This is a genomic window from Streptomyces sp. NPDC057654 (assembly GCF_042800135.1).
Classification (GTDB): domain Bacteria; phylum Actinomycetota; class Actinomycetes; order Streptomycetales; family Streptomycetaceae; genus Streptomyces.
This window is the reverse complement of the sequence record NZ_JBHVHQ010000429.1, coordinates 1-7,067: the sequence shown is the minus strand read 5'-3', so window position 1 is coordinate 7,067 and position 7,067 is coordinate 1. Positions and strand designations below refer to the sequence as shown.

The following is a 7,067-nucleotide window of genomic DNA, read 5'->3' as shown; positions in this document are numbered from 1 at the left end:
GCCTCACGCCCGTATGCGCCGACATGCGCCAACTGCCGCTGCGCGGCCGGTTCGACGCCGTCGTCGTGCCGTACTCGACGCTGCAACTCCTGCTGACGGCCGACGACCGGCAGCGCGCGCTCGCCGAGGCCGCGCGCGTACTGCCGCCGGACGCTCACCTCCACATCGACGTGAGCGGGAGCTTCGACACCCGGACCGCGGCCGGCTGGCGACTCGTACTGGCCGAACCCTGTACCGAGGCCGGCGGGACGGTGGAGGAATGGGAACGCCAGACGCCGCTGCCGGATCACGTGCTGATCGAGAAGTCCTTCCGCGTCGGCGGCCGCGTGCTCACCGAGGTCCAGGAACGCTGGGCCCGTCTCGATTCCCTCCAGCTCGAAACCGCACTCGACCGCGCGGGGTTCGACCTCGCCGGCACCGACCACGGATACGGCGCGGGCGCCTCACCCCACCGTCTTATTCACCATGGCCGTCGACGTCCTTGAGAGGAGCTTCTTCGGCCGGGGCCGCCGCCCGCAGCTCGGCGATGCAGTCGGTGATCGCGCGCTGGAGGGTCTCCAGCTGTTCGAGGAGTTCCTCCTCGTAGACGTCGGCCGCGTCGTCGAGCGTCAGCTCCTCGAACGCCTTGGCGGCCTTGCGCACCTTGCCCTGGAACCGCGACCGGCGTTCGTGCGCGCGCAGTTGCGGGTCGCTCTCGACGGCCTCGGCGACCAGGGAGCGCATGGTCTTCTGCGCGTCGGCGGCGTACGGAGCCTCGTCCTCCGAGTCCAGCCCCTCGATGAGCGCGAGGTGCTGCTTGGCCTCGGCCACGACATGCTCGGGGGCGGGCACGCGCTCCCCGCTGGGGGTCGTCATCTCGCCGCTGTCGATGACGTCCCGTACGAAGTCCACCGAGGTCGCCACGCGCGCCGCCGACGCCACCGTCTTGGACAGCTCGCCGGTGCGGGCGATGTCCTTGGCCAGCTCCTCGGCCAGCTCCGGGTCGTCCTCCAGCCGGTCCAGCAGCGCGTGCCGGGCCGCCTGCGCGGTGCCCGGATCGGCGAGGATCGCGGCGCGCAGCGCCGTCGGGTTCTCCGCCACCTCCAGCGCCTTGGTCGGACGGATGCCCTCCGCCTCGGCCACGGCGGAGATCGCCTGGCCGCGCGGCGAGTCCCCGCTGGAGCGCGAGGTGTAGTAGCCGAGCCACACGTCGGCGTCCGGGAGGTCGATGTCCACGCCGGGCGCCAGCGCCTCGAACACCGGGACCACGCCGTCGTCCGCCGCCCGGTCCCAGGCACGCCAGAACCGCATCACGCGCTCGGCGGAGCAGCCCGCGAGCCGGGCGAACTCCTTCGCCGACACCTTCGGCTCCGCCTCGTCCGCCTGCCCGGCCGGCGTCCCACCGGGCCGTACGCTCCGCGCCACCTTCAGCGCGAACGTCCACCCGCCCGTACGGGCGAACGCCCCGAACTCCCGCGCGTCCCGCTGTACGGCGCCTTCGTCGCCCTGACCGGCATCGCGGGGTTCGGTCTCGCCGTCCTCAGCCGACCCCGGCTCTTCGACGGGGACCGGGTCCTGCTCCTGCACCTGCTTCTGTGCCTGTTCCTGGGCGGGTGCAGGAAGGACGGGGGCGGCGGCGCCCTGCGCGGTGGCGGCGAGGGGTTCCGTCCACACATTCGCTTCCTCGGCGGGAACGTCCCCGGCAGCGGGGGCGACAAGTTCCTCGGGGGCGGGCGCGGTGTCCGGGGGCGTAGTCATAAGAACTCCGTCGGGTATGTGAACGTTACCCCCTGATTGTCCGCCATCCGACGCCGCCCGAGTCGCACGGGCACCCTGAGTCAGGGAATCCGACTGGGCGGCATTATAGACGGCCTGCTTCTCGTCGCCGATGCGGTCCCGGTATGGAGACCCCAGGTTTCCTAAGCGCCCGAGCTCGCGCCCGAACCCGCCCCCACGCCCGTACGCATCGGCTCGACCTCCGGCTGTCGTCGCGCGCGGTTGCGCAGGTGGACGGCGATGCCCACGAGCCCGGCGACGGCCAGCGCCTCCAGCCCGATGAGGTAGTACGCCGGGGACAGCCGGTCGCCGCTCGAATCGATGAGGGCGGTGACGATGTAGGGGGCGAAGCCGCCGAAGGCGGCGTTGGCAATCGAGTAGACGATCGACAGGTACGAGTTGCGGACGTTGCCCGCGGTGAGTTCGGAGAGCATGGCGGGGGTCGGGCCGGCGGTGAGTCCGAGGAAGGCCGCGAAGAGGACGACCGAGAGACCGACACTGAACGCCCCTCCATGGATGAGGAGTTGGTAGCAGGGTACGGCGAGTACGGCCAGGCCGACGGCGCCCGTCACCATGACCTTCCAGCGTGCGACGCGGTCGGAGAGCCATCCGCCGAGCACGATGAAACCGGCGTAGGCGGTCAGGCCGACGAGTGAGGCGGTCAGGCCCTCGGTCAGGTTGCGCTTGAGTACGCCGTCGAAGAAGGCGGGCAGGAACTGGAGCGTGACGTATCCGCCCGCGGTCCAGGACACGATGGCCGCGGTCCCCGCGATGATCATGCGCCAGTGGCTGCGGAAGACCTCCTTCGCCGGGCTGTCGACGACCTCGCCCTGTTCCTGCATGGCGGTGAAGGCGGGCGTCTCCTCGACGTGCCGCCGGATGTACCAACCGCCGATGCCGAGCGGGAGGCCCAGCAGGAAGGGGATGCGCCAGCCCGAGGAGTAGAGGAAGTCGTGGCTCATCCAGCTGGTGAGGGCCGTGCCGAGACCCGCGGAGAGGGCGAGCGCCACGGCGATGCTCGCGGCCTGGGTGGATCCGAACAGGCCGCGCCGCTTGGGCGGCGCGTGCTCGAACAGCAGCGAGGCGGCGCCGCCGAACTCACCGCCCGCCGAGAACCCTTGGACCAGGCGCAACAGGGTGAGCAGGATGGGCGCGAACACCCCGACCGAGGCGAACGAGGGCAGCGCGCCGATCAGCGTCGTCGCACCGGACATGGTGAGGATGACGATGGACAGCACCCATTGCCGTCCCCTTTTGTCGCCGAGGTGACCGAAGACGATCGCGCCCACCGGGCGGAGGACGAACGCCGCGCCGAAGATCGCCAGCGTGGCGAGCAGACCCGTCAGCCCGTCGGAATCGGGGAAGAACGTCTTGGCGAGAACGGGTGAGAAGTAGCCGTAGATCGCGAAGTCGTACCACTCCACGAAGTTTCCCACGGCAGCCGCGACGACGGTCTTGGCCTTGCCGGACCCCTTTGTCTCCACCGGGTCTCCTTTGGCGGTCAGGCGGGCGCCACTATCGCGCGAGGTGCGGATGCCGGTCGCTCGATGCTCGGAACCAGGTCGGCGTACTCGTCGCACGATCTGGTATGACGTTTTACCAAAGTCAAAGTAAGCGTCGGCCACTACGCCGTCAAGCAGCGTTGCGGTGCGTGCATCGAGGTCGACCCGGGCGCTTCGTCCCTGCTCGGGCCAGTCGCCTGGGGCGTACGCGGCAGGGAGCACCGACGTCCTGGCGGACGGCGCCGGTCAGGTGGCGGCCAGGAGTCCGCCTTCGCGCGGCGTTCCGCGCGACGCGTCCGATGAGACCTCTGCCGGTTCCCGTCAGGACCGGGCTCGCGCATTCCGGGGGCTTCCGAGCCGCCCCCGGTGGGCTTCGGAACGCTTTCGAGGGGAGTCCCGCGCGAGTCCTGAATCTACGGGAGTCCCGCGCGAACCCCGAATCTGCGGGAGTCCCACGCGAGTCCCGAATCTGCGGGGGTCCCACGCGGGCCCGAGTGGGCCGGAAACGCGGGCGTGAGGCCGAGGCCGGGCTCGTACCGTACGCCGTCGTGGGAACAGCGGCGCCTCCAGCATGGGCCCGGCACGGTGGTCAGGCTAGGGTGTGCATCAGCTTTGGGGAGGAATGCACGCGATGGCCACTCTCGCTGATGTAGCGAAGCGGGCAGGGGTGTCGGTCGGGGTCGTGTCCCGGCTGCTCAACGGCGACGACACGCTCCGCGCACGGGACGAGACGAAGCAGCGGGTCAGGGCCGCGGCGGCCGAGCTCGGGTACACGCCGAACTACGCGGCGCGCGCGCTGCGCAAGGCCAGGGTCGGCGTCATCGGCCTCGCCGTGCACGACGCGAGCAACCCCGTCTACAGCGAGATCATCACCGGCGCCCAGGCCGCGGCGGCGGACGCGGGCTACGCCCTCATGCTGTCCGACGTCGACGCGCTCGCGACGGACGACGAGATGTTCAAGCGGTTCGTCTCCGGCGGCGCCATCGACGGGCTGCTTCTTCAGCGGGCCGGCAACGCCGCCGACTCGCTGGTCTCGAAGATCGCGTCCGGCGAGGTGCCGACCGTACTGCTCAACGACCACACGCGGGGCGCCATCGGAAGCGTGGCCGTCGACGACTACACGGCGGCCCATCTGGCCGTCTCCCACCTCGTCGAACTCGGTCACGAGCACATCGGCCTGCTCCAGGTCGACGGCCCCCGGAGCCGTGCGGCCCGTCGGCGCAAGGGATGGGCCGACGCGCTCACGGCCGCCGGGCTGGAAGCGCCGAAGTCGCGCGTCTTCCGCGGCGGCCACACCGCCGAGGAGGGCTACCGGGGCATGCGCGAACTGCTCTCGGCGCCCGCGCGCCCCACGGCCGTGTTCGCCGCGAACGTCCTCTCCGCCGTCGGCGCGCTCAGCGCGGCGCACGACATGGGGGTACGGGTGCCCGACGACGTCTCGCTCGTCGGCCTCCACGACGTCTTCGTCGCGGACTTCCTCCGGCCCCGGCTCACGGTCGTGAAGCTGCCGCTCTTCGAGCTCGGCGCCAGAGCGGTGACGCTTCTCCTGAGCCAGATGAACAACGAGCCGTCCCAGCACGAGAGCCTCGCGACCCCGGCCCCCGTCATGGTGATCCGCGAGTCCAGCGCCCCGCCCGCGAACCGCTGATTCCGGCGGCGCCGCACCGGGTGCCGCCCCCGACCGGATGTCGCGCCTCCTCGGCTCTGCGGTGAGCCCTTGGCTACCCGTGTCGTACGAGTTCCCGCCACACGTCCCCGTACCCTCACGCCCCCGTACCCTCACGCCCTCGCCCCGGCGACCCGTGAGCCTCGCTTGAGCCACCCGTAAGCCGCTGACCAAACTCCCCTTTGCCCAGCTCCAGGAAGAGCGGCTACCCTGGTAAGACGTTTTACCAACCATCACCCGATGAGCCGGACGACGAGCCGAACGAGCCACACAAGCCAGACGAGCCAGACGAGCCAGACGAGCCAGACGAGCCAGATAAGCCACACGAGCCAGACAAGGAGGCCTTGATGCGGAACGCGAGCCGTCTTCGAGGAATTACCTGGGACCACCCGCGCGGCATCGACGCCCTCCGTGCCGGCGGTGACGAGTTCGAGCGCAAGACGGGTATCGCGATCGACTGGAGCGTCCGCTCGCTCCGGGAGTTCGAGGACACGCCGGTGGCCGAACTGGCGGCGGCGTACGACCTCGTGGCGCTCGACCACCCGTTCATCGGCGACGCGGTGGAGGCGGGCGCCCTGCTGCCGCTGGACAGCGTGCTCCGCCCCGAGGAACTCGCCGAACGCGCCGAGGACTCGGCCGGCGCGAGCGACTCCAGTTACCGCTGGCAGGGACACCAGTGGGGCGGCGCCGTCGACGCCGCGTGCATGGTCAGCGCCCATCGCGCCGGCGCCGTCGCCCGTACGGAGATACCGGTCCGGTGGGAGGACGTCGACGAGTTCGCGCGGCGCTACGGACGGGAGTCCGTACTGCTGGCGGCCAACCCGACCCACCTCTGGGGCACCGTGCTCTCCCTGTGCGAGGCCGTCACGAACACCGCCGTCGGCCTGCGTGAGAACTGGCGCCGGGGCGAAGACGGCCGCCCGGACTGGTGGGGGGACGCCGGCATCGAGCCCGCGCTCCTGGAGGAGGGCATCGAACGGGCGGGCCGCCTGCTGTCGCTCTGCGCACCCGCGTCACTGACGAGCGACCCGATCACCGTCCTCGAACGCCTCGCCCGCCCCGGCGACCCGGCGCTCTACTCCCCGCTGGTGTTCGGCTACATCACCTACGCCCGGCCCGGCGCGCGCGACGCGCTCGTGGCGTTCGGCGACGCTCCGCGCATCGGCGACGCCCCCGTCGGCACGCTGACGGGCGGGGTGGGGCTCGCCGTCTCGGCCCGGTCGGAAGCGGGGCGCGACGCCGCCGCCTTCGTACGGTTCGCTACGTCGGCGGATGTCCAGGCCGGTGCCGCGCACGAGGCCGGAGGGCAGGCGGGCCGCCGCTCCGTATGGACGGACGGGCGGGTCGACGCCGAGGTCACAAACTTCTACCGCGACACGCTGGCCACGATGGACCGTTCCTTCCTGCGGCCCCGGCTCCCCGGTTACCCGGACTATCAGCGCGCGGCGGCGCACGCGCTGCACGGCGGTGTGGCCGACGGCGTACGGCCGCAGGCGCTCGCGACCGAGCTGACACATCTGTGGCGCAAGCATGTCCGTGTCTGACGCCCGCCGCCCGACCTACGTCCCCCGCCCGGACGACGATCCGCTCCCCCGCACCGTCGCCGAGCAGTTCGCGCGGGTCGAAGCCGCGTACGGGGACCACCCGGCGCTGCGTTCCACGGAACCAGGGCCGATGTCGGCAGCGAGCGGGGCGACCGGAGCGACCGGGCGGGAATCCGGCTGGCTGACCTTCGCGGAGGTCGCCGCTCTCGCCGGCGCGGCCGTGTCCCGGCTGGCCGAGCTGGACGCCGTCCCCGGTGACCGGATCGTCCTCGCGCTGCCGAACAGCGTGATCCTCCGCGTCCTCGACCGGGCCGTGCTCGGAGCCGGGCTCGTCAGAGTGGCGCTCTCCCCCCGGCTGCACGCACGCGAGATCGCCGACATCGCCGTCGACTGCGACGCGCGGGTGGTCTGCTGCCGCGCGGAGGCGGAGGCCGACATCCGCGCGGCGCTCACCGCGGTCGGGTCGGCGGCACATGTGACAGCCTGCTCGGACGCCGCCGGCCCTGCCGACCCTGCCGACCCTGCCGACCCTGCCGACCAGACGGCCGCGCCCTTCTCCCCGGGCTCACTGGCCTCAGCGGCGGCTACGCCACCACCCCT

At 71.8% G+C, this 7,067-nt stretch carries 6 protein-coding genes; 4 read left to right on the top strand and 2 right to left on the bottom strand.

Features of this window, described 5'->3' with window-relative positions:
* Positions 1-485 (top strand): methyltransferase domain-containing protein (locus ACFU99_RS26700; protein WP_384396426.1); only part of this gene is annotated, 485 nt, incomplete at its 5' end.
* Here the strand turns inward: ACFU99_RS26700 and ACFU99_RS26695 are convergent.
* Both ACFU99_RS26695 and ACFU99_RS26690 read right to left on the bottom strand, forming a co-directional pair.
* Entirely contained in the window at positions 457-1,737 is a 1,281-nt protein-coding gene (locus tag ACFU99_RS26695) for a hypothetical protein (RefSeq protein ID WP_384396423.1), read from the bottom strand. The two genes, ACFU99_RS26700 and ACFU99_RS26695, sit on opposite strands and share 29 nt — an antisense overlap.
* A 161-nt stretch (positions 1,738-1,898) precedes the next feature.
* Positions 1,899-3,239 (bottom strand): MFS transporter, encoded by a 1,341-nt coding sequence (locus ACFU99_RS26690; RefSeq protein WP_384396420.1) that lies wholly within the window; start codon positions 3,237-3,239, stop codon positions 1,899-1,901.
* Positions 3,240-3,888: 649 nt separating this feature from the next.
* On the opposite strand from ACFU99_RS26690, the gene ACFU99_RS26685 reads away from it, so the two are divergent.
* From ACFU99_RS26685 to ACFU99_RS26675, 3 genes are all read left to right on the top strand, one after another.
* Entirely contained in the window at positions 3,889-4,905 is a 1,017-nt protein-coding gene (locus tag ACFU99_RS26685; protein ID WP_384396417.1) for a LacI family DNA-binding transcriptional regulator, read from the top strand.
* A 365-nt stretch (positions 4,906-5,270) separates the two neighbouring features.
* Positions 5,271-6,467 (top strand): hypothetical protein, encoded by a 1,197-nt coding sequence (locus ACFU99_RS26680; protein WP_384396414.1) that lies wholly within the window; start codon positions 5,271-5,273, stop codon positions 6,465-6,467.
* The coding region (locus tag ACFU99_RS26675; RefSeq protein ID WP_384396411.1) for an AMP-binding protein at positions 6,454-7,067 on the top strand (614 nt) is incomplete at its 3' end. The genes ACFU99_RS26680 and ACFU99_RS26675, both read left to right, overlap by 14 nt.

Coding starts and splice junctions, on each gene's coding strand:
- ACFU99_RS26685 (WP_384396417.1), top strand. CDS start 3,889: ATGGCCACTCTCGCTGATGTAGCGAAGCGGGCAGGGGTGTCGGTCGGG.
- ACFU99_RS26695 (WP_384396423.1), bottom strand. CDS start 1,737: ATGACTACGCCCCCGGACACCGCGCCCGCCCCCGAGGAACTTGTCGCC.
- ACFU99_RS26680 (WP_384396414.1), top strand. CDS start 5,271: ATGCGGAACGCGAGCCGTCTTCGAGGAATTACCTGGGACCACCCGCGC.